The organism is Streptomyces sp. NPDC003077, assembly GCF_040611095.1.
GTDB lineage: Bacteria > Actinomycetota > Actinomycetes > Streptomycetales > Streptomycetaceae > Streptomyces.
Map to the genome: position 1 here is coordinate 72,644 of NZ_JBEXNM010000012.1, position 25,331 is coordinate 97,974.

General features: G+C 71.6%; 26 protein-coding genes and 3 tRNA genes. 13 read left to right on the forward strand and 16 right to left on the reverse strand.

The features are described 5' to 3' along the window. Nucleotides 1-84: 84 nt before the first annotated feature. Nucleotides 85-1,704, reverse strand: coding sequence for an APC family permease (locus ABZX96_RS11340; RefSeq protein WP_355541566.1), 1,620 nt, complete (start codon nt 1,702-1,704; stop codon nt 85-87). Between the two features lie 296 nt (nt 1,705-2,000). On the opposite strand from ABZX96_RS11340, the gene ABZX96_RS11345 reads away from it, so the two are divergent. From ABZX96_RS11345 to ABZX96_RS11365, 5 genes are all read left to right on the forward strand, one after another. Further along, complete coding sequence (locus ABZX96_RS11345; RefSeq protein ID WP_355541569.1) at nt 2,001-2,963, forward strand: LysR family transcriptional regulator; 963 nt, start codon at nt 2,001-2,003, stop codon at nt 2,961-2,963. Nucleotides 2,964-3,252: 289 nt separating this feature from the next. Next, nucleotides 3,253-4,398: a cystathionine gamma-synthase gene (locus ABZX96_RS11350; RefSeq protein ID WP_355541572.1), complete on the forward strand. Its 1,146-nt coding sequence runs from the start codon at nt 3,253-3,255 to the stop codon at nt 4,396-4,398. Nucleotides 4,399-4,601: 203 nt separating this feature from the next. After that, a complete protein-coding gene (locus ABZX96_RS11355) occupies nt 4,602-5,171 on the forward strand; it encodes a cysteine dioxygenase family protein (RefSeq protein WP_355541575.1) in 570 nt (189 codons plus the stop codon). After that, on the forward strand, nt 5,168-5,593 hold the full coding sequence (locus tag ABZX96_RS11360) for a rhodanese-like domain-containing protein (RefSeq protein ID WP_355541578.1): 426 nt from the start codon (nt 5,168-5,170) through the stop codon (nt 5,591-5,593). Before ABZX96_RS11355 ends, ABZX96_RS11360 begins: the two co-directional genes overlap by 4 nt. Further along, the gene (locus ABZX96_RS11365) at nt 5,590-6,480 is read left to right on the forward strand and encodes a sulfite exporter TauE/SafE family protein (protein ID WP_355541581.1); all 891 of its coding nucleotides are present in this window, start codon (nt 5,590-5,592) and stop codon (nt 6,478-6,480) included. The genes ABZX96_RS11360 and ABZX96_RS11365 overlap by 4 nt, the downstream gene beginning before the upstream one ends. Nucleotides 6,481-6,576: 96 nt before the next feature. Here ABZX96_RS11365 and ABZX96_RS11370 read toward each other — a convergent pair whose 3' ends face one another. After that, nucleotides 6,577-8,016 (reverse strand): FGGY family carbohydrate kinase, encoded by a 1,440-nt coding sequence (locus tag ABZX96_RS11370; RefSeq protein ID WP_355541584.1) that lies wholly within the window; start codon nt 8,014-8,016, stop codon nt 6,577-6,579. Nucleotides 8,017-8,233: 217 nt separating this feature from the next. Further along, nucleotides 8,234-8,542, reverse strand: coding sequence for a YtxH domain-containing protein (locus tag ABZX96_RS11375; protein WP_355541587.1), 309 nt, complete (start codon nt 8,540-8,542; stop codon nt 8,234-8,236). Nucleotides 8,543-8,828: 286 nt separating this feature from the next. On the opposite strand from ABZX96_RS11375, the gene ABZX96_RS11380 reads away from it, so the two are divergent. The 3 genes from ABZX96_RS11380 (at nt 8,829) to ABZX96_RS11390 (ending at nt 9,244) form a co-directional block, all read left to right on the forward strand. Beyond that, nucleotides 8,829-8,901: transfer RNA gene (locus ABZX96_RS11380), tRNA-Asn, on the forward strand. A gap of 5 nt (nt 8,902-8,906) precedes the next feature. Continuing rightward, a tRNA-Asn gene (locus ABZX96_RS11385) sits at nt 8,907-8,979 on the forward strand. A gap of 191 nt (nt 8,980-9,170) precedes the next feature. After that, a tRNA-Ile gene (locus ABZX96_RS11390) sits at nt 9,171-9,244 on the forward strand. Nucleotides 9,245-9,879: 635 nt separating this feature from the next. On the opposite strand, the gene ABZX96_RS11395 is transcribed toward ABZX96_RS11390, so the two are convergent. The 3 genes from ABZX96_RS11395 to ABZX96_RS11405 all read right to left on the reverse strand — a co-directional run bounded on the left by ABZX96_RS11395 (nt 9,880) and on the right by ABZX96_RS11405 (nt 12,338). Beyond that, a complete protein-coding gene (locus ABZX96_RS11395; RefSeq protein WP_355541590.1) occupies nt 9,880-10,650 on the reverse strand; it encodes a hypothetical protein in 771 nt (256 codons plus the stop codon). A 152-nt stretch (nt 10,651-10,802) separates the two neighbouring features. Continuing rightward, complete coding sequence (locus tag ABZX96_RS11400) at nt 10,803-11,069, reverse strand: DUF4235 domain-containing protein (RefSeq protein ID WP_355541593.1); 267 nt, start codon at nt 11,067-11,069, stop codon at nt 10,803-10,805. A 75-nt stretch (nt 11,070-11,144) separates the two neighbouring features. Beyond that, entirely contained in the window at nt 11,145-12,338 is a 1,194-nt protein-coding gene (locus tag ABZX96_RS11405) for a YihY/virulence factor BrkB family protein (RefSeq protein WP_355541596.1), read from the reverse strand. 123 nt (nt 12,339-12,461) lie between these two features. Between ABZX96_RS11405 and ABZX96_RS11410 the strand changes: the two genes are divergently transcribed. The 4 genes from ABZX96_RS11410 (at nt 12,462) to ABZX96_RS11425 (ending at nt 18,024) form a co-directional block, all read left to right on the forward strand. Then, nucleotides 12,462-13,304, forward strand: a complete 843-nt coding sequence (locus ABZX96_RS11410) for an FAD binding domain-containing protein (protein WP_355541599.1) — start codon at nt 12,462-12,464, stop codon at nt 13,302-13,304. Nucleotides 13,305-13,399: 95 nt separating this feature from the next. Beyond that, on the forward strand, nt 13,400-16,534 hold the full coding sequence (locus tag ABZX96_RS11415; protein ID WP_355541601.1) for a molybdopterin-dependent oxidoreductase: 3,135 nt from the start codon (nt 13,400-13,402) through the stop codon (nt 16,532-16,534). Nucleotides 16,535-17,016: 482 nt separating this feature from the next. Then, a complete protein-coding gene (gene trxA / locus ABZX96_RS11420) occupies nt 17,017-17,412 on the forward strand; it encodes a thioredoxin (protein WP_355541604.1) in 396 nt (131 codons plus the stop codon). Between the two features lie 6 nt (nt 17,413-17,418). Beyond that, nucleotides 17,419-18,024, forward strand: coding sequence for a histidine phosphatase family protein (locus ABZX96_RS11425; protein WP_355541607.1), 606 nt, complete (start codon nt 17,419-17,421; stop codon nt 18,022-18,024). Between the two features lie 99 nt (nt 18,025-18,123). On the opposite strand, the gene ABZX96_RS11430 is transcribed toward ABZX96_RS11425, so the two are convergent. The 5 genes from ABZX96_RS11430 to ABZX96_RS11450 all read right to left on the reverse strand — a co-directional run bounded on the left by ABZX96_RS11430 (nt 18,124) and on the right by ABZX96_RS11450 (nt 22,404). Beyond that, the gene (locus ABZX96_RS11430) at nt 18,124-19,155 is read right to left on the reverse strand and encodes a rod shape-determining protein (protein ID WP_355541610.1); all 1,032 of its coding nucleotides are present in this window, start codon (nt 19,153-19,155) and stop codon (nt 18,124-18,126) included. Between the two features lie 301 nt (nt 19,156-19,456). Continuing rightward, the gene (locus tag ABZX96_RS11435) at nt 19,457-20,587 is read right to left on the reverse strand and encodes a YafY family protein (protein ID WP_355541613.1); all 1,131 of its coding nucleotides are present in this window, start codon (nt 20,585-20,587) and stop codon (nt 19,457-19,459) included. Between the two features lie 96 nt (nt 20,588-20,683). After that, complete coding sequence (locus tag ABZX96_RS11440; RefSeq protein ID WP_355541616.1) at nt 20,684-21,013, reverse strand: hypothetical protein; 330 nt, start codon at nt 21,011-21,013, stop codon at nt 20,684-20,686. Nucleotides 21,014-21,182: 169 nt separating this feature from the next. Then, nucleotides 21,183-21,554, reverse strand: a complete 372-nt coding sequence (locus ABZX96_RS11445; protein WP_355541619.1) for a hypothetical protein — start codon at nt 21,552-21,554, stop codon at nt 21,183-21,185. Nucleotides 21,555-21,801: 247 nt separating this feature from the next. Then, nucleotides 21,802-22,404, reverse strand: coding sequence for a TetR/AcrR family transcriptional regulator (locus ABZX96_RS11450; RefSeq protein ID WP_355541622.1), 603 nt, complete (start codon nt 22,402-22,404; stop codon nt 21,802-21,804). Nucleotides 22,405-22,483: 79 nt separating this feature from the next. On the opposite strand from ABZX96_RS11450, the gene ABZX96_RS11455 reads away from it, so the two are divergent. Then, entirely contained in the window at nt 22,484-23,221 is a 738-nt protein-coding gene (locus ABZX96_RS11455; protein ID WP_355541625.1) for a glucose 1-dehydrogenase, read from the forward strand. Between the two features lie 137 nt (nt 23,222-23,358). Here ABZX96_RS11455 and ABZX96_RS11460 read toward each other — a convergent pair whose 3' ends face one another. The 5 genes from ABZX96_RS11460 to ABZX96_RS11480 all read right to left on the reverse strand — a co-directional run bounded on the left by ABZX96_RS11460 (nt 23,359) and on the right by ABZX96_RS11480 (nt 25,326). Next, entirely contained in the window at nt 23,359-23,691 is a 333-nt protein-coding gene (locus ABZX96_RS11460; RefSeq protein WP_355541829.1) for a hypothetical protein, read from the reverse strand. 204 nt (nt 23,692-23,895) lie between these two features. Next, entirely contained in the window at nt 23,896-24,480 is a 585-nt protein-coding gene (locus tag ABZX96_RS11465) for a hypothetical protein (RefSeq protein WP_355541628.1), read from the reverse strand. Between the two features lie 103 nt (nt 24,481-24,583). After that, on the reverse strand, nt 24,584-24,775 hold the full coding sequence (locus tag ABZX96_RS11470) for a DUF397 domain-containing protein (protein ID WP_355541832.1): 192 nt from the start codon (nt 24,773-24,775) through the stop codon (nt 24,584-24,586). A gap of 36 nt (nt 24,776-24,811) precedes the next feature. Then, nucleotides 24,812-25,033, reverse strand: a complete 222-nt coding sequence (locus ABZX96_RS11475) for a DUF397 domain-containing protein (RefSeq protein ID WP_355541631.1) — start codon at nt 25,031-25,033, stop codon at nt 24,812-24,814. Between the two features lie 101 nt (nt 25,034-25,134). Further along, nucleotides 25,135-25,326 (reverse strand): DUF397 domain-containing protein, encoded by a 192-nt coding sequence (locus ABZX96_RS11480; protein WP_355541634.1) that lies wholly within the window; start codon nt 25,324-25,326, stop codon nt 25,135-25,137. Between the last annotated feature and the right edge of the window lie 5 nt (nt 25,327-25,331).

Here is a 25,331-nt window from a genome sequence, read left to right on the forward strand (position 1 = left end):
TGGCGGACCGGCTGCCGAACCGGCTGGTGGACCGGTTGGCGGCGTGGCCCGGAATGTGTGCCGGCCGCCGCGCCGTCGCCGTCGTCATCCCTTGGTGCGGGGCCGACGCTCCATGAAGGCGGCACCGGAATCCGGCGCCGTCACGGGCTCGTCCCCGGGCCCCGGTGCCGCCGCCCGCTCCCGCTGCCAGGCGAGGCCGGCGCGCACCCCGTAGTGGTAGAAGCCGAGCGCGGCGGCGCCGACCAGCAGGGAGTCCCAGGGCGCGGCCAGCAGGCCGTGCCCGCCGAAGCTCCCCACGTACGAGACGGCGGCGACGAACAGCATCAGGTAGCACAGCCACAGCCCGTGGCGCACCGCCCGCAGCCCGAGGCGGTCGCGCCGGGTCGCCGCGCGCAGCGCGTACAGCGGCAGAGCGAGCAGGAACAGGACGATGGCGGTGCGCATCTGCTGCCAGCCGGACCAGTAGGTGATCAGTACGGAGATGACGAAACTGGCGGGGGCGATCACCGGCAGGCCGCGGGCCCACGGGCGGGCGCCGTCGGTGCGGCGGAAGACCATGACGGCGACGGAGATCGCCGCGTAACCGACGGCGAAGAACACACCCAGCGCGCTGACCAGGGCGTGCCAGCTACCGAAGAGGAGCAGGCACACGGCGGCGACGGCGATGTTGAGGGCGAGGGCGCGCCGCGGGATGCCGGAGCGCGGGTGGACGGTGCCGACGGCCGGGGGGAAGACGCCGTTCTGCGCGAGCCCGTAGGTGACGCGGGTGTTGATCCCGATGCCGACGAACAGCGAACCGGCCGGGGAGACCACCGCGTCGGCGAGCAGCAGCCAGGACAGCCAGGTCAGGTTGACCAGCACGGCGAGCTGGGCGAAGGGCGAGTGGAAGTTCAGGCCCTGCCAGCCGTCGCCCAGCAGCGACTGCGGCACGGCGCCGATCAGGGCCGCCTGGAGGCCGAGGTACAGCACGAAGGCGAGGCCGAAGCCGAGGAACGTGCCTCTGGCCACGTCGCGGCGGGGGTCGCGGGCCTCGCCCGAGAGGGTGGCGGCGGAGTGGATGCCGCCGAAGGCGTAGATCAGACCGCCGCCGATCACCGCGGAGAGCGCCGACGCGGTGCCGTACGGGGCGAACCCGGCGGTCTCGCTCAGGTTCGCGGTGTCGAATCCGGCGGCGATGAACAGGGCCACGGTGACGAAGGGGATGAGCACCTTGCCGACGGTGATCGCGTTGTTGACCCGGGCCAGCAGCGTGACGCCGAAGTAGTTGACGGCGGCGAAGCCGACCATGACGGCGACGGCGACGAGCAGGCCGAGGCCGTTCAGCTCCTCCCCGTCGAAGAGTCCCGGCCACCACCGCTGCCCGTATTGAAGGAGCCCCGCCGCCTCACTGGGGGCGCCGATGGCCACCTGGAGGAAGGCGATCCAGCCGACGAGCGCCCCCACGAAGGGCCCGGAGGCCAGGTGCGGCCAGCGGACGTTGCCGCCGGACAGCGGCCGGGTGAGACCGAGCTCGACGAAGACCACGGCGATCAGCGAAGTGGCGATCCCGGCGATGACCCAGGAGAGCAGGGAGAGCGGCCCGGCGAGCTTGGCCGCGTAGTAGGCGGCGAACAGCCAGCCCGAGCCCAGCATGTTGCTGAAGGTGATGGCGGCGAGGGACAGCCCTCCGAGTTTTCGGCGGAGCAGGGCGTCGTTGGAGGTCACGAGGGATCCGATCGTTCGGCGGCGCACGGGGGCGGGCGCGGGGGCGGGCCTGGGGGAAGGCTTCGGTGCGGGGGAGTTCTGCGCGGTGGGAGGGGGAGGTATGCGCGGCGGGTGGGTGAGGGCATCCCCGGTGGGCGGGGGAGGCATCCCTGGCAGGCAGGGAAGGCACCCCCTGACAGATGAGGGAAGGCATCCCTGACAGATGGATGAGGTGGACGTCAGCCTGCCTCTTGCCCGAAAGCAAAGTCGATACGCGGGTCTTTAAGAACTCCCAAGATCATTTTTATACTTCAAGCATGTTCGAGTCACGTCATCTGAGGACGTTCCGTGTGGTGGTCCGCACCGGCTCCTACTCCTCCGCCGCCCGGGAGCTGGGCTACACCCAGCCCGCGATCAGCCATCAGATGCGCCAGCTGGAGAACGCCGCCGGTACCCCGCTGTTCACCCGTGCCGGCCGGTCGCTGCGGCTGACCGAGGCGGGCGAGATGCTCGCCCGCCACACCGAGCACATCCTCGACAGCCTGGCCTACGCCGAGGAGCAGATCGCGGCCGTCAAGCGGCTGCGCGCGGGCCGGGTGCGGGTGTGCACGTTCCCCAGCGCCAGCGCCACGATCGTCTCCCAGGCCGTGGCGCGCCTGTCCGTCGAGAACCCCGGCGTCCGCGTGGAGCTGGTCGACACCGAGCCGCCCGAGTCGCTGTGCGCCCTGCAACGCGGGGAGTGCGACGTGACGCTGGCCTTCGACTACCCCGACATGGCCGACGCGCCCGCCCTGGCCGAGCAGCTGCCGCCCGAGGACGCCGTGACGGTCCCGCTGCTGGACGACCCCGTGATGGTGCTGCTGCCGCGCGGCCACCCGCTGCGGCGCAAACGCGGCGTGCGCCTCGCCGACCTCGCGGACGAGCGCTGGATCGCCGGCTGCCCGCGCTGCCGCACCCACTTCGTCCAGCTCTGCGCCCAGGCGGGCTTCGACCCGGACATCACCTTCACCACCGACGACAACCTGGCCGTACAGAGCCTGGTCGCGGCCGGCGTGGGCATCGCCGCCATGCCGGGGCTGGTGCTGTCGTTCCTGCGCCATCCCCAGGTGGCGGCGCTGCGGATCGAGCCGGTCACGCACCGCCGGGTGGTGGCCTGCACGTTGAAGGACTACGTGCGCATCCCCGCCGTACGGCTCCTGCTGGAAACCCTGCGCAGCACGGCCGAGCAACTCGCGCCAGGGGCCGACCGGCCCACGGTCGGCGTCGTCGGCGGCTTCTGAGGACTTCGGACACCTATAAAAGATTTTTCGCACCCTGCGAAGAAAGACGCAGTCGATTTATGAGTCGGACCGGTGCAGGCTCGTGGCATGCCCTCGTTCCCGTCCCTCGGCGGACGGAGACGGGGCACCGCGGTTCCTCCGGTCGCGGATCTCCCGATCGCACGTCGCCGATCCCCTGACGGCACGTCGTCGATCGCCGTTCCTTCGACCGGAGTTCCTTCGAGTTTCGTTCGGGCTCTCTTCGAGTTCCTTCGAGCTCTTACGAGTCCCTTCGACGACGAGGAATGCCATGTCGCTGCCACACGGTTTCGCCACGCTCAGCATCCATGCGGGCCAGGAACCCGACCCGGCCACCGGCGCCGTCGTCCCCCCGCTCTACCAGGTGTCCACCTTCAAACAGGACGGGCTGGACGTCACCCGCGCCGGCTACGAGTACAGCCGCGTGGCCAACCCCACCCGGTCGGCGCTGGAGGAATGCGTCGCCACCCTGGAAGGCGGCCACTCGGGCCACGCCTTCGGCAGCGGCCTCGCCGCCGAGGACGCCCTGCTGCGCGCCGTCTGCCGCCCCGGCGACCACGTCCTCCTCCCCAGCGACCTGTACGGAGGCACCCACCGCCTGGTGACCGGCATCCTCGAACCCTGGGGCCTCACCCACTCCACCGTCCCCATGGACGACCTCGACGCCGTCCGCGCGGCACTGCGCCCCGAGACCCGGCTCGTATGGTGCGAGACGCCCACCAACCCCTACCTCGGCATCGTCGACATCGCCGCGCTCGCCGAGATCACGATCGCCTCGGGCGTCCTCCTGGCCGTCGACAACACCCTCGCCTCGCCGTGGCTCCAGCGCCCCCTGGACCTCGGCGCCGACCTCGTCGTGCACTCCACCAGCAAGTACCTCGGCGGCCACAGCGACGTCATCGGCGGCGTGGTCGTCGCCCAGGACCCCGGGATCGGCGCACGCCTCGCGGCACTGCAGTCGGTCGCGGGCGCCATCGCGGGCCCCTTCGACGCCTGGCTCACGCTGCGCGGCATCAAAACGCTGGTCGTCCGGATGGAAGCGCACTGCGACAACGCCGAGCAGATCGCCGACATGCTTGCCACCCACCCCCAGGTGAGCGAGGTGTTCTACCCCGGCCTGCCCGGACACCCCGGCCACCGGACCGCGGCCAAACAGATGCGCCGCTTCGGCGGCATGGTGTCCTTCCGCGTGCGCGGCGGCCGGGAGGCGGCGGCCGAACTCTGCTCCCGCACCGAACTGTTCTCCCTCGGTGTCTCCCTCGGCGGCGTCGAATCCCTGATCACCCACCCCGCGAGCATGACCCACACCTCACTGAACGGCACCGAGCAGGAAATCCCCGGCGACCTGCTGCGCCTCTCGGTGGGCATCGAGTCCACCGGCGACCTTCTTGAGGACCTGCGCCGGGCTTTGGGGTGAGGGGGAGGCTCCCCCTTCCCTCCTCTTCCCCGGGTTGCCCGGCAGCTTCGTCCCCGTCCTACGCATCGCCCCTTCCGCGGGCCCCTGCGGCAGCTCCGGCGCAGCCCCGTCCCGCCCCTTCCCGCGGACGCGGGCTCGTCACCACTTCTCCGCCACTCGCCACCCACCACCCACCGCACCTTCGCACCCTCGAAAGGACACCCATGCCCACCCAGGCCCCCGCCCCCGTCACCACACCCCGCCTGACGGCCCTCACCGACGCCATACGGGCCGTCGTGCGCCAGGACCTGCCGCCCCAGGAGACGTCCGAACTGGTCGCCGAGCGCCTGCGTCCCTTCCTCGCCCAGCCCGACCTGGTGCCGGACGAGTACCTGCGAGGGGACCCCGGCGGCTACACCCAGCACCTGCTGCACGCCGAGGACGACGGCAGTTTCTCCATCGTCGCGCTGGTCTGGCTGCCCGGGCAGCAGACGCCCGTGCACGACCACGTGGCCTGGTGCGTCACCGGCGTCCATCTCGGCGCGGAGCAAGAGGATCGGTACGAGATCGCCGGGCCTCCCTCGGACCGGTTCCTGCTCCCAGCGGAGACCGCCGTCAACGACACCGGGAGCGTGTGCGGCTTCGCCCCGCCCGGCGACATCCACCGCGTCCGCAACAGCGGCTCCGGCCTGGCCGTCTCCCTCCACATCTACGGCGCCGACATCAGCCGGCTCGGCACCAGCATCCGGCGCGAGTACCGGCTGCCCGTCCGCACCCGGGCCGAACTGTCATGACGGCGCTCCCGGACGCGAACGGGGCCGGGCGCGAGGGGCCCGGGGCGCGCGAGATCGCCATCGAGGAGTACGCCGCGCGCGGAGCCGAGCCTTTCGCCGCGCGGGAAGACGAGCCGACGGCCCTCCTTCTGGACGTCCGCGCTCCCGACGAGTACGCCGAGGGCCACATCCCCGGGGCCGTAAACGTCCCCTTGGAGGAAGTCGCGGAACGAGCCGCGGAGTTGACCGCCCGGACCGGCCCCGTCGTGTACCTCGTCTGCCGGTCCGGTCGGCGCAGCCTCACCGCGGCACGGCTGCTGGCCGAGCACGGGGCCGACGCCCGCTCCCTGCGCGGCGGCACGCTGGCCTGGGCCGAGGCCGGGCGCCCGCTGGCCACCGGCCGCGAACCGGAGATCGGCGCCGAGGGCCGGAGCCCGTCGTGATCGTCGTCTCCGCCCTGGCCATCGGCGCCGTCGTCGGCCTCGTCCTGGGCGCCCTCGGCGCGGGCGGCGCCATGCTCACGGTGCCGGCCCTGGTGTTCGTCCTGGGGCTGCCGATGTATACGGCCGGAACCGTCGCCCTCCTGGTGACGACCACCGCCGCCGTCACCGGACTGCTGCCCCGCCCCGGCGCCCCGGCGCCCCGTATCGGAACGGGGCTCACCTTCGGCGCGGTGGGACTCCCGGCCGCGTGGCTCGGCGGCCGGCTGGCCCCGCACGTCCCCGAACGCTTGCTGCTGGCCGCCTTCGTGACGCTCGCCTTCGCGGCGGCGGCGCGCATGCTGTGGCGGGAGCGCGGAGAACGGCGCGATCGGGACGGGAACGGTCGGGGTCGGTGTGATCGGGACGGGGACGATCGGAGCTGGCGTGACCGTCCAGGCCAGGACGCCGACGACGTGCCGGGCCGACGGCGGGCGCATCCAGCACATCCAGCCCATCCGGCACATTCAGCCCATCCGGCGGGTCCGGCGCGTCCCTTGCGCGTGATGGCCGTCGCGGGTGGCGTCGGACTGCTGACCGGCCTGCTCGGCGTCGGCGGCGGCTTCCTGATCGTGCCCGCCCTCGTCCTCACCCTCGGCCTGTCCATGCCCGAGGCGGCCCGCACCTCGCTCCTCGTCATCACCGTCAACGGAGCGGGAGCGATCGCCGGACGCTGGAACCAACTCCCCGACCTGCCCTGGCAGTTGGTGGCCGTACTCGCCTGCGGAGCGGTGCTGGGCCGAGCGGTCGGAGGCCGCATCGCCACCCGTACCGACCCCACCGTCCTCTCGCGCGCCTTCGCCCTCCTGCTGGTGTGCGCGGCCCTGGCGACGGCGGCGAGCACGGCGTGACGGGGGTAGGGAGCGCTCGGGCTCGTCAGGCCGTTGGGGTGCCCAGCGCCACCCGCCGCCACACCCCCACAAGACACAGGACGACGAACCCCGCCCCTACCCCACGGCGTCGAACGCCCCCGGATGCTGCTCGTCCCGCACCGCCGCGTACTGCTGGCGCACCGCCTGCCAGACGGCCAACTCCTCACCGGCCTCGAACACCTGGCTCGCCGCCGCCGGCCACAGGGGCGGTTCGTGCGGCAGGAGCGTTCCGTGCGCCGCGCCCAGCGCCCAGGCCGCCTGCCGTGCCGCGCCCAGCGCCGCGTAGTCGGCGGCCTGCGGCACCACGACCTGCGCCGCGAACAGCCCGGGGGCGGCGGCCTGCACCGCGCCCAGTTCCGCCGCCGCGCCCAGCAGGAAGACCCGGCGCACGTCCACGCCGCGCCCGCGCAGCACGTCCAGAGCGTCCGCCAGCCCGCACAGCATCCCCTCGACGGCGGCCCGCGCCAGGTGCTCGGGCTTCATGCTCTCCCGCCGCATGCCGTGCAGCGAACCCGCCGTGTGCGGGAGGTGCGGGGTGCGCTCGCCCTCCAGGTAGGGCAGCAGCACCATGCCGTACGCGCCGGGCGTGGACCGCAGCGCCAGCTCGGACAGCCCCTGGAGGTCGGTGCCCAGCATCTCGGCCGCGCCGCGCAGCACCCGCACCGCGTTGCTGACGTGCACGACCGGCAGGTGCCGGCCGGTGGCGTCGGCGAACGAGGTGATCGTCCCCGCCGAGTCGGCCAGCGCCTCGTGATGGATCGCGAACACCGACCCGGAGGCCCCCAGCGACACCACCGCGTCACCCGGCCCGACCCCCAGCCCGAAGGCGGCGGCCATCGTCTCGCCCGTACCGGCCGAGATCAGCAGCCCCTCCGGCGTGAGCCCGGCCGTCCCGGACGGGCCCAGGATCTCGGGCAGCCGCACCTGGTGGCCGAGGGCGAGTTCGATCAGGTCGGGGCGGTAGGCGCCGGTCACCGCGGACCAGTAGCCGGTCCCGGAGGCACCGCCCCGGTCCGTGGTCCGGCGCGCCGGCCGTCCCAGGAGCTGCCACGCCAGCCAGTCGTGCGGCTGCATGACCTCGGCGACCCGCACCGCGTTCTCCGGTTCGTTGCGGGCCAGCCAGCGCAGCTTGGTCACCGGGTGCGCGGCCTGCGGCACCGCCCCGACGGCCTGCGCCCAGGCGGCGCGTCCGCCCAGCGCGTCGATCAGGTCGGCGGCGGAACTCTGCGCCCGCCGGTCGTTGCCGACCAGCGCGGGCCGGACGAGGTGCCCGTCGGCGTCCAGCGCGAGCAGCCCGTGCTGCTGCCCGGACACCCCGATCGCCTGGACGCCTTCGAGCAGCCCGTTCCCGGCCGCCTCGCCGAGCGACATCAGCCATGCCTGGGGGTCGACCTCGGGCCCCTTCTCGACCGGGTGCGGGGCATACCCCTGTCTGATGACGGCACCCGTGTCCGTATCGCAGACCACGATCCGTGTGCTGTCGGACGAACTGTCCAACCCGGCGACTATCCCCATGACCCCAGATGATGCCCCATGCCACGACGGCGAACGGAGCCAGGTCGGGGGGCGTGCGGGGCCGCCGGGAGCCGGAGGTGCGGACGACCTCCGGCAGGGGCGGGCACGGCCGGGAGGCCCGGGTGAGCGGGGCGGCTCCCGTGCCTCTGCCGCTCCCGTGCCCCGGCCGCTCCCGGCCACGGGACCCGCCCGCCCCGAACACCGAGTCCCGAGCCCGCTAGGTGTTGCTGGTCCCCCAGTCGTCCGTCGTCGTCTCGGAGGAGGTCTGCTGGGCGCGCCGCGAGCGGAAGCGGTCGGTCACCGCGTCGGGCAGCCGGTCACCGACCTTCGACGAGACGACGTTGAACGCCTTCGTCGCGGCCTCGCGCCCGCCCATGGCCACGGACTCCGTGGTGTTCCGGACGGCGGGGTTCTGCGCGACCCGCTGGGCGCTCTTGCGCAGCTGTTCGTACCGCTCCCGCCCGGCCCGGGAGCCGAGCACGTATCCGATGGCCAGTCCCGTCATGAACGTGAGCCGGTAGCGCATCGCTCCACCCTTCCCTTCGTCGGTCTCGCCCGCGCCGTGCGCGAGCTCCGCCCCGGAACCTCGTGCCGGGGCCCTCGTACGTCCGGGTGCCCGGTGGTCGGGCCTCGTGTGGCCTGTGACCTGGAACACCTTCCGGCCGCACTGACCGCCTACCCGCCGGGCCCCGGGTCACCCGGGGCGGTACCGATTGGCAAAGCACCCCCCTGCTTGCGCTAATGTATGTCTCGCAGCGAGCGCACGCCGCCCGGGGAACCGGACGACAGTACGATCGAGGCACACAGAGCAATCCCCTGTAGCTCAATTGGCAGAGCAGCCGGCTGTTAACCGGCAGGTTACTGGTTCGAGTCCAGTCGGGGGAGCTCGGTCCCCTGTAGCTCAATTGGCAGAGCATTCGGCTGTTAACCGGAGGGTTACTGGTTCGAGTCCAGTCGGGGGAGCAGGAAGAAGAAGGACCCCGCGAGGGGTCCTTTTTCGTGTCCGATCCGCGTTCCGGGGAACCGGGGAGACGTGATCGAAGTCCTCCCGTACGTGCACAGCCGCCCATCGGGACCCCGCACGGGCAACAGATCGTATGAGCGGCTATGCTGCGGCACACGGCGCGCACAAATGTGCGCGGCGCGCCGAGACGGGGGCGGTAGCTCAGCCGGTTAGAGCAGCGGACTCATAATCCGTCGGTCGTGGGTTCGAGTCCCACCCGCCCCACCGTCGCTCATGGTGCAGAAACGATCTTGCTCGCACCATCGAGCGAAAGACGAGGCCGTGAGGGCCGTCACAGAACTCTGTGGCGGCCCTCATTGTCGTCTCTGGAGCGGCGGGCGGGGCGGCGGCGCGCCGGGTGGGGGTGAGGCGGGTCACAAGAGGCGCGCGGGCTTCGGCGGGGGAGCGGAGTGCGTCGGGGCCACGTGTGAGCCCGGTGCGTCGGGTTTCGCACGTCGGGGCTGCCTGGGGTGGGGCCGATGATGCGTCGTCGCGAAATGGCCGGGCTCGGCCCCTCGGAGCGCACGGCGACCCCCTTCGGAGCGCACGGCGACCCGGCCCGGCTGCTGCCCGTGCCACCCCCGGCCGTCCTGGGCTTCTTCGGCGCACTGGCCGTGGGCGGACCTGGAACGGCCCGCGTTCGTCCGGCTCCTGGACAACTACGGCCGCTGGGCGGAACGGAACAGCGCTCCCGGCACCTCGTCCGCACGCTGTACGGCGAGCTGCTCGCGGGCCGGCACAACCCGGGGGGCGAGCCGGAGGGGGAGGTCCTGCTGACGGGGCAGGTGTCCGCGGCGCGGGGCTATCTCGGTCAGGTTTCCGTTATGCGGTGGGTGGGAGGCGGTTGGGGCCTCTGCCCGTCAGCCGAAGGGGTTGTCGGGGAAGCGGGTCGTGGGAACGAAGGAGTTGGCGGCGGACACTGGGGCCTTGGGCACGGTCGTCGGTGCCGGGGCTGAGACCTGTTCCTGTTTGGTGCCGGGCGGTAGGAAGCAGGGAGTGTCCACCGAGAAGGTGAGCTGGTCGGATGGCATGTAGCTCTCGACCGAGACGAAGAGATTGTCCTTGCCGCCCTTGGCGTCCAAAAGCGCCCAGGGCTTCACGGCCTTGTCCTCCCGATAGCCGACGATCCGGTAGCCGTCCGCTTCAAGCCTCTTGCGCATGGCGCGGATGGCTTTGCCGTGCTCGGACTCGAAAATCCGAGCTCTCGCGGCGTAGTTCAGGGTGTAGCGGCCGTCGTTGGCGGACTCTCTATTCTTGCCGTAACAGTTGAAGGATTCGCTGTTGACAGACTTATCGTCGATCTTCAGTCCGTACTCCGCGGCCAGCGAGTCGAGCAGACCACGCGCCATCTGTTCGGCCTGCTTCTGGCCTTTCACCGGCAGTGGCTCGTTCTTTCCGCCGCCGTTCATGCAAGCTGCCGATGTGAGCAGGGCGAGTGCGGCAAGGCTGATGCGCGTCAAATTCTTCAGGCGCCGTATGGCTACCGGTCCGGGCCGGGTGCGGCGGGCCTCGGGCGTTGGTGCTGGACCTCGGTGTCCACCAGCTTCTTCGGGACTTTGACGGTTGGCGTCGGCGGCACTTGCCGAGGCCCGTAATTCGTCGGGATCGACCGAAATGTTGTTGGCTGACACAGTCCTTGTCCCCGTTCTGCGGGCCCTTTGTGACCCGTCACACGATCATGACGGTTGGACTCGGCAGGTCGGTTGCGGGGGGATGTTCAGCAGTCGGTTTTCGGACGGATCGGGAGTGGCGGACCGTAGGCCCCGGACGAAGTTTCCGCGAATCAGCTCGGCCAGGTTCCCGTCACCCGGCGCGTGGCCGTGGCGCCGCCTCGGTCTACGGCGGCTTTGACCGCGGCGAAGATGGCGCCCTGGAGCATGGCGGCCAGGAGGATTTCGCGCCAGCCGCGTTCTTCGTCGGTGGCGGAGGGGGCTTCCTGGTTGGTGCCGACGAGTTTCCAGACCTGTTTGAAGACTGTGCCGGCCAGGACGCCGCTGAGGGCTCCCAGGGCGATGCCGACCGGCTTGTACATGATTTTTGAGGCGTTCATGGGGGCGTTCGTCCTCCGTCGCCATGGTGTGGTGTGTGTGGTGTCCGGTCGCGGTGTGGTGTTGTGCGCTGCCGGTTATTCGGAGCCGTTGGCTCGGCGGCGTTCCTCGTCCGTCCATTTGCGGGTGTCGCGAGGTGGGACGTATGGCTCGCGGTCCTTGGGGTGGCCGCCGGAGACGGCGCGTTCGCGTGCCATTTCGGCGTCGAATTCCAGGCCGAGCAGGATCGCCAGGTTCGTCAGCCACAGCCAGATCAGGAAGATGATCACTCCCGCCAGCGTCCCGTACGTCTTGTTGTACGAGCCGAAGTTCGCCACGTAGACGGCGAACAGCGCCGAGGTCACCATCCAGATCAGCAGCGCCAGGAGGCTGCCGGGGGTGACCCACTTGAAGCCGCGGGCCTTGGCGTTCGGTGCCCCCCAGTACAGGAGGGCGATCATGATGACGACGAGAATGATCAGTACCGGCCATTTGGCGATCGTCCACGCCGTCATCCCCGCGTCGCCGACCCCCAGCGCCTTGCCCGCCTGCTGGGCGAGACCCCCGGAGAACACCACGATCAGTGCGCTGGCCACGGCCAGCAGCATCAGGACGATGGTCAGGCCCAGCCGGAGCGGGGTGAGTTTCCAGGCGGGGCGTCCTTCGGGCATGTCGTACACGGCGTTGGACGCGCGCATGAACGCGGCCACGTAGCCGGAGGCCGACCAGATGGCGCCCAGGAGGCCCACGATCGCCAGGGCCGAGCCGGTGCCGCCGCTGTTCTGCAATTGCTCGACGGCGTTGGTGATCACCTGCCGGGCGGCGCCGGGGGCGATCTGCTGGAGGTTGTCCAGCACCTTGTCCGTCGTCGACTTGCCGGCGATGCCGAGGATGGAGACGAGGACCAGGAGGGCCGGGAAGAGGGACAGCACGCCGTAATAGGTCAGCGCGGCGGCCCGGTCGGTCAGCTCGTCGTCCTTGAACTCGGCGAGCGTGCCGCGCAGCACCGCCATCCACGAGCGTTTCCGCAGCTCGGTGGGCTGGTCGGGGGCGGCGTCCTCGACGCGCGGGTCGGGGCCCGGCGTGCGGTCGGTGTCGAACGAACGGTCGGTGTCGGATGGGCGGCCGGTGTCGGAGGAGAGGCCGGTGTCGGATGGGCGGCCAGGTCCGCTCCGGCTTCCGGTGCCGCCGTCCGCCCGGTCGGGCCGACCGGTCCCCGGGCCGGTGCTGCTGCCCGCGCCCGCGCGGTACCTGCCTCCGCCGTCCGGCTCGGGTGTTCCTGTCTGTGCCATGTCCGGCGGGTAACCCACCGGGCGCGGTTGAACCCGGGGATCGCCCGGTGGCGTGGAAGGCGTTGCCGGAAAGCCGGGCGCCGTCGGTCGTCGTTCCGCGAGCGGGACCGTTTCACTGGCTGTATGGATCTGAACACCGTGACGGAGATGGTCGACGCCCGGCAGTACGACGGATGGCGGGCGGGGGACGCGTGGCTGGCCGGGGGGACGTATCTGTTCTCGGAGCCGCAGCCGCACGTCCGGCGGCTGGTCGATCTGGGGCGGATGGGCTGGGCGCCGCTGCGGCGGACGGCGGACGGAGGGCTGGAGATCGCGGCGACCTGCACGATCGCCGAGCTTTCGGGCGGTTTTCGGTCCGGTTTCGGGGCCGGTTGCCGCGCTGAGAGCGGGCAGGTCGGGTCGGTCGTCGAGCGGTGCTGCCGGGCGTTCGTCGCCTCGTTCAAGGTGCGGAACGTGGCCACCGTGGGCGGGAACCTGTGCCTCGCGCTGCCCGCCGGGCCGATGATCGCGCTGACCGCCGCTCTCGACGGGAGCTGTCTGCTGTACGCGCGGGACGGGGGACGGCGCCGGGTGGCGGTGGCCGACTTCGTGACCGGGGACGGCCGGACCGTCTTGCGGGAGGGCGAGCTGTTGCGGTCGGTGACGTTGCCGGGGCGCGCGCTGGAGCGTCGTACGGCCTTCCGGAGGGCGTCGCTGTCCGACGAGGGGCGGTCGGCGGCGTTGCTGATCGGCGCGCTGGACCCGGGCACGGGTGCGTGGACGCTGACGATCACCGCCGCCACTGTGCGGCCCGTGCGGCTGTCCTTCCCCGGTGTGCCGGGGGCGGGCGAGCTGCGGGAGGAGATCGAGCGGGCGGTGCCTGAAGGGGATTACGTCGATGACGTGCATGGTCTGCCCGAATGGCGGCGGCATCTGACCTTTCGGCTGGGGGAGGAGATTCGGGAGGAGCTGGCGGGGCAGGCGTGACGGCCGGCGATGTCGGCCGAGGCCGGCCGGGGATGCCTGATGGCCGGTGTTCGCGGGGACTCGGGTGTGGGCCGGGCAGGTGACGAGGAGGTGCGGTGGGTTTCCGGGTGGAGGTCAACGGCAGGGCTTACGACGTACGGCCCCGGGCGGGGCAGTGCCTGCGGACGTATCTGCGGGAGCGCGGCTGGTACGGCGTGAAGAAGGGGTGCGACGCCGGGGACTGCGGGGCCTGCACCGTGCATGTGGACGGGGAGCCGGTCCACAGCTGCCTGTATCCGGCGCTGCGGGCGGCCGGGCGCGCGGTGACCACGGTGGAGGGGCTGGCCGGACCGGACGGGGCGCCGCATCCCGTGCAGCGGAGGTTCCTGGAGGCGCGGGGTTTCCAGTGCGGGTTCTGCACGCCGGGGTTCGTGATGACGGCGGCGGCGTTGGGGGAGGAGGGGCGTTCGGACCTGCCGCATTTCCTGAAGGGGAATCTGTGCCGGTGTACCGGTTATCGGGCGATCGAGGACGCGGTGCGGGGGATGGGTGAAGAAGGGGCGGGTGAAGAAGGGGCGGGGGTGGTGGCTGGGAGCGGGGCGAGCGCGCCCGTGGGACGCAGTGCGCCCCCGCTCGCCGGTGCCGAGGTGGTCACCGGGACCGCCCGTTACGCCTTCGACGTCGACGTTCCCGGGCTGCTGCACATGAAGCTGCTGCGCGCGCCGCACGCGCACGCGCGCATCCGGGCGCTCGACACCGCCGAGGCGCTGCGGGTGCCGGGCGTTCGCCTCGTCCTCACCCACCGCGACGTGCCGGACCGCCGCTACTCCACCGCCGCCCACGAACTCCCCGCGACCGACCCGGCCGACACCCGCCTCCTGGACGACACGGTGCGGCACATGGGCCAGCGGGTCGCCGCCGTCGTGGCGGAGAGCGAGGCGGCGGCCGAGGAGGGCTGTCGCCGGATCTCGGTGGACTACGAGGTGCTGCCGGCCGTACTGGACCCGGACGAGGCCATGCGGCCGGGCGCGCCGGTCGTCCACGCCAAGGGGCCGGAGGCGCGGATCGCCCGGCCGGCGGACAACGTGGCGGCGGAGGTGCACGGCGAGGTGGGGGACGTGGCCCGAGGGCTCGCCGAGGCGGATGTGGTGTACGAGGAGACCTTCCACACGCAGCGGGTGCAACCGGCGAGCATGGAGACGCACGGGGCGGTGGCGTATTTCGAGCCGTGGGGAGGGGGCGGGGCGTCCGGTGCGCCCCTTGGGGACGGGGGTCCCTATGGGGAGGCCGCCGGGGAATCCGTCCCCTGGAGCGCCGATGGGCCGTGGGCCGGGCTCGGGGACGAGACCGTGCCGCCGGCCGAAGCAGGGTCCCCGGGCGGCACGCCGACCCCGGACAGCCCGCCCGAGGGCCACCGGCTCGTGGTGCGGACGAGCACCCAGGTGCCGTTCCTGGCCCGACGGAAACTGTGCGCGGTGCTCGGGCTGGCCCCCGAGCGGGTGCGGGTGGTCGCGGGCCGGGTGGGCGGCGGGTTCGGGGGGAAGCAGGAGGTGCTGGTCGAGGATGTCGTGGCGCTGGCGGCGCTGCGGACCGGGCGGCCGGTCAAGCTGGAATTGACCCGGGAGGAGGAGTTCCGGGCGACCACGCACCAGCATCCGTTCGCCGTACGGGTCACCGTGGGCGCACGGCGGGACGGCACGCTGACGGCGCTCGCGCTGCACGTCGTCACCGACACCGGCGCCTACGGGAACCACAGCCAGGCCGTCCTGCTGCGCGGCTGCGGCGAGGGCCTGGCCCTGTACCGCTGCCCGCACAAGACGGCGGACGGGTTCGCCGTCTACACGCACACCGCTCCGGCCGGCGCCTACCGGGGCTACGGCGTCGGACAGATCGCCTTCGCGGTCGAGTCGGCGATGGACGAACTGGCCCGGAGGCTGGGCATCGATCCGCTGGACCTACGGGCGCGCAATGTCGTCCGGCCCGGGGACCCGCTGGTCAAACCCGGTGACGCGGAGCCCGACCTGCGGCTGGCCAGCTACGGCCTGGACGCGTGCCTGGAGGCCGTTCGGCGGTGCCGGGCGGGGGGTGACGTGGACGGGGGGCAGGGGGGTGAGCGCGGTGTTACCGCCGGGGCGTCCGGATCGGCTCAGGCGTCCGAGGCGATCGAGGCGTCCGGATCGGCCGGGGCGTCCGATGCCTCTGGGGTGACCGGGGTATCCGATGCCTCCAGGGCGTCCGATGCCTCCGATGTCTCCGAGGCGTCCGAAGCGTCCAGGGCGTCCGAAGCACCCGAAGCGCCCGACGGCTGGCTGGTCGGCGAGGGGCTGGCGATCTCGGGGATGGCCAGCGGTCCGGCCGACGGGCACCACGCCCACGCGCGGATCGCGCTGCGCGCCGACGGGACGTACGAACTCGCCGTCGGGACGCCGGAGTTCGGCAGCGGAACCACCACCGCTCAGCAACAGCTCGCGGCCGGTGTGCTGGGCACCGCCGTCACCCGGATCACCGTCCGGCAGGCCGACACGGACGCGGTGCGGCACGACACCGGGGGGTTTGGTTCCACCGGGACGATGGTCGCCGGTGAGGCGGTGTGCCGTGCGGGGCGTGCGCTCGCGGACCGGCTGGTCGGGCTGGGCGCCCGCCACCTGGGCGCGGCGCGCGGGGAGTGCGTGCTCACGGCGGACGCGGTGGAGTGCGCCAGCGCGGGGCGGCGTGTGTCGCTCGTACGGCTGTACGAAATGGCGCGGGGGGACGGGGTGGAGCCGACGGGGGAGGGGTGGTTCGGGGGGAGGCCGCGGTCGGTGGTGTTCAACGTGCAGTGGTTCCGGGTGGCGGTCGATCCGGGGACCGGCGAGGTCCGCGTCCTGCGCAGCCTGCACGCGGCGGACGCCGGGCGGCTGGTGAACCCGGCGCAGTGCCGCGGCCAGGTCGAGGGCGGGGTGGCGCAGGGGCTGGGCGTCGCGCTGTACGAGGACGTGCGGCTGGACGAGAGCGGTGACGTCGCCAATGCGGCGTTTCGGCATTACCACCTCCCGGCCTTCGCGGACATTCCCCGTACGGAGGTGTTTTTCGCTGACACCCACGACGCCATCGGACCGCTCGGCGCCAAGCCTGTGGGCGAGAGCCCCGTCATCCCGGTGCCTCCCGCGCTGGCGAACGCGGTACGGGACGCCACGGGGGTACGTTTCACCGCCCTGCCGATGAGTCGGGACCGGGTGTGGCGGGCTTTGGCCGGGCGGCCGGTCCGGTGAGGTGGGGGCGGGGTGGGTGTCGGCGTTGATGCCCGGAGGCGCGGGGCGACCGGCCGATCCGTCCGGCGGCGTGACGTACGGAGCGGCACACGGCGTGACATATCAGACACGACGCATCGGGGCCCGCGGACGCGGGCACGTCGTACGGGCGGCCCGTGACGCCGGGCGTCCGCGGGGAGGGCGGCGGCGGACGGGGGACGGGAACGGTCTTGAGCAGGTACGGTCAGCCGTGTCTGACGTACCGTCAGCTCAGCTCGGTGACGGGGGGAGATCCAGAGGGCGGTAGCGAGCGCTCACCACCCCCATATGGCGGACGGACGACGTCCGTGGGAGGCGTGGTGATCGGCGTGGAATACCTCCCGTGGTGCCCCCGTTACCGCGACAGCACACCGATGACAGCACGCAAGACAGCACGCAAGACGACAGCACAGCGATGACAGCACGCCGATGACATCCGACCGGAACCGGAAGCAGGGAAAAGCATGAGCACGGTAGAGCTCACCAAGGACAATTTCGATGAGATCGTCTCCGACAACGATTTCGTCCTCATCAACTTCTGGGCTACCTGGTGCGGTCCCTGCCGGAGGTTCGCGCCGGTCTTCGAGCGTTCCTCCGAGAAGCACAAGGACCTGGTGTACGCCAAGGTGGAGACGGACTCGCAGCCCGAGTTGTCGGCGGCCTTCCAGATCCAGTCCGTGCCCACGCTGATGATCGTCCGCGACAACATCGCCGTGTTCGCACAGCCGGGAGCGCTCCCGGAGGCCGCCCTGGAGGACGTCATCGGTCAGGCCCGCGGCCTGGACATGGACGAGGTGCGGGCCTCCGTCGCCAAGGCGCAGGAAGACGCCGAGAACGAGTCGAAGAACGGGCAGGCGTAGGAACAAGTGAGCGAACTCCTGTTGGTCCGGCACGGCGAGACGGCGTGGAGCCGCTCCGGACAGCACACGAGCTGGACGGACGTGCCGCTCACCCCCGACGGCGAGGAGCAGGCCCGCGCGCTGCGCCCGCTCCTGTCGGCGCGGAAGATCGGTGCCGCGTTCGTCAGCCCCATGGGGCGGGCGCTGCGCACCGCCGAGCTGGCCGGGCTCCCCGACGCGCGGATCGAGCCGGACCTGCGGGAGTGGGACTACGGCGGGTACGAGGGCATCACCACCGCCGAGATCCACCGCACCAAACCGGACTGGTTCCTGTTCGCGGACGGGGTCGCGCCGGGGCCCCCGGGCCATCCGGGGGAGACGCCGGACGAGGTGGGGCAGCGGGCCGACCGGGTGCTCGCGCGGATCGAGCCGTACCTGACGGGCGGGGAGGGCGAGGGCGGCGACGTGGTTCTCGTGGCCCACTCGCACTTCCTGCGCGTGCTGACGGCGCGCCGGCTCGGACTGCCGGCGTCCGCCGGGGCGCTGTTCACGTTCGAGACGGGCCACGTGGGCGTCCTGGGCGAGGAACACGGGCGGCCGGCGGTGGTGGCCTGGAACGCGCGCACGTTGTGAGGGGCGGGAGAGGCGGGGCGGGGCGCACGGAACGTGACGACGATCCCGCGGCCTGACGCCCCCGCCCTGCCCCTACCGCCCCTACCGCCCCTACCGCCCCTACCGCCCCACCGAGTCCAGCAGCAGCGGACGCACCTTGCCCTCGATCATGGCGCCCAGCCCCTCCACGGCGCAGGTCTCGGGCCGTTCGGCGAGGGCTACCGGCATGGCCGTGGCCCGCCGGATCATCGGTTCCAGTCCGGGTGTCATGGCGCTGCCGCCCGCCAGGGTGATGCCGCGTTCGCCCAGGTCGGCCACCAGGTCTGGGGCGCAGCGGTGCAGGACCGAGCTGATGGCGTCCAGGATGGCGGTCAGGGGTGTGGTGATGGCCTGCCGGACGCGTTCGATGTCCACCAGGACCGAACGGGCCTGGCCGCTCACCACGTCGCGGCCGTGCACCTCGGTCGGGCCGGGCGCGGGACCCCCGTCGCCGACGAGCATCAGGTGGAGCGGCCGGACGTGCTGGTTGGGCAGCCGCAGCCCGTGGTGCTGGCGCAGGTGCTGGACGACGGCGTGGTCGATGGCGTCGCCTCCCACCGGCACGGTCTCCGCGGCGACGATCGACCCGAGGGACAGCACCGCGATCTGCGTCGTCCCGGCGCCGCACACCACGATCATGGTCGCCTCAGGGTGCTCGACCGGGAGCCCGCAGCCCACGGCCGCCGCCACCAGCGTGTCCACCATCTCCACCCGGCGGGCACCGAGCCCGCTCAGCGTCTCCACGACCGCGCGCTGGGTCAGCGGTTCGCTGCCGTAGGGGAGGCACACCGCGGCGCGCATCGCGGGCTTGCGCCGCCAGGCCCGGCGGAGCTTGTCGCCCACCAGGTGGCGCAGCAGCCGCTGGGTCATGTCGATGTCCACGATGGTGCCGTTGGACACCGGGCGGACCACCTGAATGTGGCCCGGGGTGCGGCCGTCCATCATGGCGGCCTGCGAACCGACGGCGATCAGGGAGCCGGTGCGGGTGTTGACGGCCGCGACGGTCGGTTCGTCGACGACCACCCCGAGGTTCTTCACGTAGACCCGCGTACGGGCCCCGCCGATGTCGAGGGCGGCGGTACAACGGTGCAACTGCGCCAGGCTGTAGGTCATGGCGGGTCTCTCCCGATGGGCCGAACGGGTCCGGACGGCCTGGCTGACCGCCCGCGGTCCTGCCCGGCTTTCGGCCAGGACCGGGTGCACGCCCTGACCGCGTTCGGCCAGGACCGCGTGCGCGGCCCGGCAGGGGAAGCCGGCCGGGTCGCTCGTCGGCCATCGTGCGGGCGAGCGCGGTCAGCCGCCTCTTGAAGGGGTCCAGTCGGGGGACGGGGGGTCGGGCGAGGCGGGGGAGGCGTCCTTCGGAGCGTCCCCCGAGGCGTCCACTGACGCGCCTCCCGGGCCGTCTCCCGCTCCGTCACCCAGAGGCGTCTCCGGGGGTGCCTCCACGGCCGTCCCCCGAGGTGTCAACTGACGCGTCTCCCGGGCTGTCTCCCACTCCGTCTCCCGAAGCGTCCCCCAAGGCGTCCCGTGGCACGTACCCCGAGGCGTCTCCCGAGGCGCCCCGTGACGCGTCCCCCGAAGCGCTCACCATGCGCGTGCCCAGCTCCCGCAGGAACGCGATCAGCTCGGGCGGCTCGTGGACGACGAAGGGCACGCCGAGCAGGCCGAGGCGGACGGCGAGCCAGTCCAGGGCGTCGCCGCCGGTGCGCAGCAGGCAGCTCTCCGGTGTCAGTGGCTCCAGCAGTCCGGTGCCCGGCGGCAGGCGCTCGGCGGCGTCCTCCAGTGTGGTGTGCAGGGTGACCAGCGCGCGGTACCGGGCGCGGTGGCTGAGGACGGACTCGGCGACGAACGCCGCGGCGTCGGCGGCGGGGAACGGGCGGCCGGGCGCCGCGCGCACGCCGGTGAGCAGCGGCTCGGTCACGCGGTCGGCGCGGAAGGAGCGCCAGTCGGCGCGGTCGAGGTCGTACGCCACCAGGTACCACCGCTGGTCGGCGTTCACCAGGCGGTACGGCTCGGTGTGCCGACTGCGGACCTCCCCCTCCCGGGACCCGTACGTGAACCGCAGGCGCTCGCCGCGACGGCAGGCGGCGGCGAGCGCGGAGAGCACCCCGGGGTCGGTGGCGGGCACGTCACCGCCGCCGGTCAGCAGGCCGTAAAGGGGGACGGTGGTCTCCCGCAGGGCGGTGACGCGGTGCCGCAGGTGCGCGGGCAGGACCTGTTCGAGCTTGGCGAGCGCGCGGACGGAGGTCTCCGCGATGTCCGTGACGGCGCCGCTCGCCGCGGTGTGCAGCCCGACGGCGATGGCCACGGCCTCGTCGTCGTCCAGCAGGAGCGGCGGCATGGCGGTGCCCGAGGCCAGGCGGTAGCCGCCGATCGCGCCGATGGTGGAGTCCACGGGATAGCCGAGCTCGCGCAGCCGCTCGATGTCGCGGCGGACGGTGCGCGCGCTGACGCCCAGCCGCTCGGCCAGCTCCGCACCGGTCCGCTCGCGCCCGGACTGCAAGAGCGTGAGGAGCGTCAGGAGGCGGGCCGGTGCGCTGGTCATGCCCCCAGGGTGCCGCAGAAGGAGGACAGGGTCCGTCCTCGTTCACTCCTCGCATGAGCCTCGTCGGCGGTACGGGGCCCGATCACCGGCTCACGACTACGGCACCGCTCGCACGGCAGCCCCGGCAGCGGCGACATCCAGGCTGACGACCACCTCCTCGCCCTCCCAACGACCACGCTCCGAGATCGCCAGACCGATCAACGCCAGCTCGGCGGCCCGATCCCGCAATACATACTGCTCCCGGCTCTCCACGCCCGGCTCAGCCGACTCGTCACGCTCCCAGGCCGCCACCGCCGCCTCGGCCACGGCCCTCGGCAACCGCACGGTGACCCGATCCACCTGCGCCTGCACGCACACCCCGATCGCCGCCAGCACCTCCGCGTCTTCTCGGTACCGCGCGTACCGCTGCTGCTCTTGGCCGTCCATGCTGCGAGGCTACTCAGGGCAGGGGGATTCGGGTGATGTATGCCCCGGCCACTGGGCCGCGTAGGGCGGGTGTGGGCGGGGCGTCGGACGAAAAGGCCCGATTTTTGGGCCAGTTCGGGGTGTGACCCGAGTGCCGCACCCCCGCCCGTGGACCCGGCGGCCGATCGGGTCACCGGGCCTGCACAGCTCCGTGGAATTCGTGCACCAACTCGATCCTGCCGACGATATGAGCGTTGAACTCGTCAAGCTCCTCGGCCGGTACCCACAGTTCGAGAATCGTCTGTCCGCCCGCCTGCTGGACCGGATACCTGCGCAGGAAGTCGGACTCGACTTCGAAGCGGGTGACGAAGCCGGCACCGTCGTGCTTGACGTTCCAGTCCCGCGCGATCGTGACGGCGTAGTCCTCGTTGAGGACCGGATAGAAGATCGGCTGCTCCGGAAGCCGGGGCGGCCAGGCGCGCCAGTCCAGCGCCCGCACCAACTCCAGTTCCTCGGGGCCGGTGGGCCGCCACAGAGTCGTCGTCGCTTGCGGGCTGTTCACGGGGATCGCTCCTGGATGAGGGAACCGCGGACACGGCTCGCCGGGAACCCGATGATATGGACGCGACAAGGACAGTGACCAGCGAGTTTCGACGTCCTTGCCGGTCACGTGATTGAACCCCGGTACGTGGTTGTGCCTGTCGCGTGGTTGAACCCGGCACGCGGCTGCGCCCGGCACGTGACTGCCGGGGCGCCGCGCCCGGTGGCGGGCACCGTCTTGCCCTGGAGGAGATCGCGGACGCGGCGTCCTACGTGTGTGCGTGGTGACTGCCGCGCAATAGCCGTATGCCGAGATCCAACGCGGCTTCCAAGTGGGTGAGGTGCCCGGTGGAGAGCATGATCGTCACGCCGCCCTGGATGCCGGCCAGCAGGGCCGCCGCGTGCTGGTCGGCGTCGAGGTCTGCCGCCACCTCGCCTTGTTCCTGCATGGCGCGGATTCCGGTGGTGATCTCCGCCTGCCACTTGCGCAGGAGCTCGGTGACGACGGCCTGGGCGCCGGGCGTGCTCCGCCCCAACTCGGACATCAGGACGCTCAGTGGGCACCGCTGCCCCTGGCTCTTGTAGCGGGCCACGACCTTGTCCCGCCACGCGGCCCAGGCGGACCACGACGTCAGTTCGCCCAGGTAGGGCTGCTGGTCTTCGAGAACCCGGTCCGCCTCGAAGCGCGCCACGGTCAGCAGCAGTTCCTCCTTGCCGCCCGGAAAGTAGTGGAAGAGCTGGCTTTTGCTGGTGTGGGTGTGTTCACGCACGTCGTCCAGCGTGGTCGTGGCCACTCCGCCCTCACGGATGACGGCCGCGGCTCCCTCGATGATGCGCAGGCGGGTCGCGGCACCCTTCGGCGTCAACTTCACCGTTCCTCCTTTGGACTTGCCGGTCCATTTTTATCCTGCCACGTTGGCATCTCCACCGAATCTCTTCAGGAGCACCAACATGAACACACGCCTCAACGGCCGACGCGCACTGGTGACCGGATCCACCGACGGCATCGGAGTCGCCATCGCCCAGGCCCTCGCCCGCGAGGGGGCACACGTCGTGGTCAGCGGACGCAACGCCGAGCGCGGCGAGAAGGTCGTGGCCGAGATCGTCGCCAGCGGAGGTGACGCCCGGTTCGTGGCGGCGGACCTCGGCACCGGCAGCGGTGTCCGGGCGCTCGCCGAGGCGGCCGGGGACGTGGACATCCTCGTCAACAACGCCGCGATGCTCCTCCCGCAGCAGCCGACCGCCGAGGTGCCGGAGGAACTCATCGACGCCGCGCTGGCGACCAACATCAAGTCCGTGTTCCTGCTGACCGGCATGCTGGCACCCGGTATGGCGGAGCGCGGGCACGGCGCCATCGTCAACCTCGGCTCGATCAACGGCCTGATCGGCATGGCCCACAGCGCCCTGTACAGCGCGACGAAGGCCACCATCCACTCCCTGACCAAGGCCTGGGCGGACGAGTACGGGCCGTCCGGAGTACGGGTCAACACGGTCGCCCCGGGGCCGACGCTGACCGAGAGGAACGCTCGGATAAGCGAGTTGCTGGAGCAGATGGTGGTCCGCGCGCCGTCGCGCCGACTGAGCCGGCCGGAGGAGATCGCCTCTGCCGTCGTCTTCCTCGCCAGCGACGACGCCTCGAACATCCACGGGGCCACCCTCACCGTCGACGGCGGCTACACCGCGGTCTGAGGTGGCGGAAAACGGGGCGGAGGGGGCGTTTTGGTGGGGCCGTTGGGGCCTGATGCGGGGGGTAAGGGGTGAGGCGGAGCTGCCCCTTACCCGGTGCCGCCTCTTACGCGGCGCCGCCCCTCACCCGGTGCCGCCTCTTACGCGGCGTCGGACGCGTCAGGGGACTCGTCCAGGAATCGGAGCAGCACGGCGGCCTCCTCGCGGAGTCGCGCGGCGCGGTCCGCGTGGGCGGGCGCGGTCAACTGCGCCGCCGCCTCCAGACGTTCGGCGGCCTCGGCGCGCACCACGTCCACCACATGGCTCTCGCTCAGCTCGCGCCGCGTCGCTTCCGTGACGCCGACCCCGACCGGCGAGTGTTCAAGGGCCGCGGCGCGGGGCGCCGACTCGTCCACGGGCACCGCCTCGGCGTTGTCCAGCGCGGCGAGGGTCGCGCGCAGGGCGCTGACCGCGGCCTTGTCGCGGGCGCGCATCGCTTCCGGCAGTGCTTGACGCAGACGAAGACGTAGAGACATGCCGGTGACTTTATGTCGGCGTTTTCGGGCTCACCAAGCGATATACGGACGCGACATCAGACTGCAATGTGTGGTGGCTGTTCTGTTCCGGCGGCGGTGTGCTTCTGCTCTGGCAGCGGTGCGCTCTGGACTTGCGGTTGCCTGCCAAGGCGAGGCGGCCTTTCACATGGGTGCGTCGCCGCTCCGTTGCAGCAATCCCCAGGTGAATTCCGCGACGGTCGGGCGGGGTTCGCCGTTCCGGTCGGGGGCCGTGAAGGCGAGGCGCCACCGGGTGGGGGCGGTGCCCTCCATGGGGCGGGCCGGGGCGAAGGCGCGGGCCACCTCGTCGACCGTGCAGCACCAGGGATTCAGGTCCGTGGTCGTGCGGAGGGCGGGTGCGGGGCGGCCGGGAGCGCGGACCAGCCACTCGTTCCAGACGGCGCCTTGCGGCGTCGTCAGGACCTCGAACCGCAGGTCGGGCCAGAGGGGGACCGGCCAGGCGAGCGCCTCGCAGACAAGATCGCCGATCCGGCGGGTGCTGCTCGACTCGGGGGCGCCGAGGAGCGAACGGTAGCGCGCGAGCGCGCCGCGCGACTTCGGCGAGTGCGCCCACGCCTGCCAGCGGCGATTGGCCTCCCGCATATCGGCCCGGGAGACCCCGAGCGCGCGCAGCGCGTCCTCGACCAGGCCGGGCTGGTGGTCCGCCATCCGCCGGAGAAGGACGAGCTGGAAGGCGAGGGGGCCGGGGAGGTCGGGGAGGTCGGGCATCGGGGGGGGCTCCGGTTCTGCCGTGGGGGCGTTGGTGATGTGCGGTGAACAGCCCCCCGATACATGACGCGGGGGGCTGTGTGCGTTCAAACGATCGAGTTCCTCAGTCCACGTGGTCGAACTTCCCCGCCTTCATGCCGGCGAGGAAAACACCGACAGATGACACGGGTGCTGTAAGGATGACATCCGGGTCGTCGCTTTCTCGCAAGGCGATGACGCCGTTGAGTCGTCCCAATTCCATGCAGTCATCCTTCTCGCTGGAGAAATTTGCTTTTTGCCAACCAGTTTCCTCCATGCCGGTCACCCTTCCGGTTGCTCTTGGTCGAGTGGGTCAAATTCGGGGCGTGAGGTCAAGATCGCCGTTTTTGATCCCTTCCAGCAGCCCATCGAACATCGAGGCCGAGGTCTCGATGATTGCGGATGGGTGGTCACCCTCACGTACAAGGAGAATCCCTGCGTGCGTCGAGTGGCCTACTTCAACGCAGGCTCCTCCCTCGGACTGATCGGAGAGCGAAGATTTCTGCCATCGCGCGTCCATGATTTCTTCCTTCACGCGGCGTGTATGACCTTGTGGACGAAGTCCATTGATTTCCTCGGGGGTGAGGGGCCGCTCCTGAATTCGATCCGCAAAGCCCGATAGAGTTCGCGTGAAAGTCAGGTCAGGTGATCGAACTTGTCGGTCTTGATGCTCGAAAGGAAAGCCCTCATCTTTTCGGTGCTCGTTGTGATGACCGCTTCCGGGTCATCGCTCTCGCGCACGGCAATCGTGCCGTTGAGTCGCCCCAATTCCAGACAGTCATCCCTGTCGCTGGAGAAACTTGATTTCTGCCAGCAGGTATCTTTCATTCCCG

Coding starts and splice junctions, on each gene's coding strand:
- ABZX96_RS11345 (WP_355541569.1), top strand. CDS start 2,001: ATGTTCGAGTCACGTCATCTGAGGACGTTCCGTGTGGTGGTCCGCACC.
- ABZX96_RS11350 (WP_355541572.1), top strand. CDS start 3,253: ATGTCGCTGCCACACGGTTTCGCCACGCTCAGCATCCATGCGGGCCAG.
- ABZX96_RS11355 (WP_355541575.1), top strand. CDS start 4,602: ATGCCCACCCAGGCCCCCGCCCCCGTCACCACACCCCGCCTGACGGCC.
- ABZX96_RS11360 (WP_355541578.1), top strand. CDS start 5,168: ATGACGGCGCTCCCGGACGCGAACGGGGCCGGGCGCGAGGGGCCCGGG.
- ABZX96_RS11370 (WP_355541584.1), bottom strand. CDS start 8,016: ATGGGGATAGTCGCCGGGTTGGACAGTTCGTCCGACAGCACACGGATC.
- ABZX96_RS11375 (WP_355541587.1), bottom strand. CDS start 8,542: ATGCGCTACCGGCTCACGTTCATGACGGGACTGGCCATCGGATACGTG.
- ABZX96_RS11400 (WP_355541593.1), bottom strand. CDS start 11,069: ATGAACGCCTCAAAAATCATGTACAAGCCGGTCGGCATCGCCCTGGGA.
- ABZX96_RS11405 (WP_355541596.1), bottom strand. CDS start 12,338: ATGGCACAGACAGGAACACCCGAGCCGGACGGCGGAGGCAGGTACCGC.
- ABZX96_RS11410 (WP_355541599.1), top strand. CDS start 12,462: ATGGATCTGAACACCGTGACGGAGATGGTCGACGCCCGGCAGTACGAC.
- trxA (WP_355541604.1), top strand. CDS start 17,017: ATGAGCACGGTAGAGCTCACCAAGGACAATTTCGATGAGATCGTCTCC.
- ABZX96_RS11430 (WP_355541610.1), bottom strand. CDS start 19,155: ATGACCTACAGCCTGGCGCAGTTGCACCGTTGTACCGCCGCCCTCGAC.
- ABZX96_RS11435 (WP_355541613.1), bottom strand. CDS start 20,587: ATGACCAGCGCACCGGCCCGCCTCCTGACGCTCCTCACGCTCTTGCAG.
- ABZX96_RS11440 (WP_355541616.1), bottom strand. CDS start 21,013: ATGGACGGCCAAGAGCAGCAGCGGTACGCGCGGTACCGAGAAGACGCG.
- ABZX96_RS11455 (WP_355541625.1), top strand. CDS start 22,484: ATGAACACACGCCTCAACGGCCGACGCGCACTGGTGACCGGATCCACC.
- ABZX96_RS11460 (WP_355541829.1), bottom strand. CDS start 23,691: ATGCGCGCCCGCGACAAGGCCGCGGTCAGCGCCCTGCGCGCGACCCTC.
- ABZX96_RS11465 (WP_355541628.1), bottom strand. CDS start 24,480: ATGCCCGACCTCCCCGACCTCCCCGGCCCCCTCGCCTTCCAGCTCGTC.
- ABZX96_RS11470 (WP_355541832.1), bottom strand. CDS start 24,775: ATGGAGGAAACTGGTTGGCAAAAAGCAAATTTCTCCAGCGAGAAGGAT.
- ABZX96_RS11480 (WP_355541634.1), bottom strand. CDS start 25,326: ATGAAAGATACCTGCTGGCAGAAATCAAGTTTCTCCAGCGACAGGGAT.